A 914-nucleotide genomic window follows, 5' to 3' on the forward strand; every position below is an offset into this window, starting at 1 on the left:
ATATTTTTTGGCGATAACCAAGGCTTCCTTCATGCTATCAATGGTCGCTCGGGCACGAGCAGCACTTATGGTCAAGGTGAAGGGGAAGAATACTTTGCCTTTATGCCTGACGAGCTACTAAGCAACCAAGCAGAGCTGATGGAAAATTCTCAGTCTGTTTCTCATATCTATGGGCTAGATGGTTCGGTATCCGTTTGGTCACACGACAGCAATAACGACCTCGACCTTTACGATGCCGATGACTTTGTCTATGTGTACACGGGCATGCGTAGAGGCGGGAGTAATTATTATGCGCTTGACGCTTCTGATCGTAACTCTCCACAATTCCTATGGGAAATCAAAGGCGGCCCGGGTGGCACAAATGGCTACGAAGAATTAGGCCAGACTTGGTCTAAACCCGTGAAAACAAAAATTAAGATGGGCAATAATATTCGCGAAGTCTTAATTTTTGGCGGTGGCTACGACACCAATCAAGATACAAACACTACACGCTCTACTGACTCTATCGGCCGTGCAGTATATATCGTGGATGCAGAAACAGGCGATAAGATATGGAGTGCGACAGGCTCTAACTTCAGCGACATGCAATACAGTATTCCCTCTAATGTAAAAGCAATTGATGTGAATGGTGATAAAATTGCCGACCAAATTTATGTCGGAGATATGGGCGGTCAGCTCTGGCGCTTTGATATCGACAACGAAAACAGCAGTACGAATTCACTGACCGTAAATGGTGGCGTTATTGCACGCTTGTCTGGCACCGATACTGCAAACAATAGACGTTTTTACCACACACCCGATGTATCTATTCTTCGAAATGATGGTCAAGTCAACCTAGCGATTGTGATTGGTTCTGGCTGGCAGGCGCACCCTTTGGACACCAATGTGGTAGACCGTTTATATCTAATCAAGAG

General features: G+C 45.6%; 1 protein-coding gene. It reads left to right on the forward strand.

The genetic code is table 11. The annotated features are described in order from the left end of the window. The coding region (locus A3729_RS07560; protein WP_231877378.1) for a pilus assembly protein at window positions 1-914 on the forward strand (914 nt) is incomplete at both ends.

The organism is Oleiphilus sp. HI0043 (genome assembly GCF_001634935.1).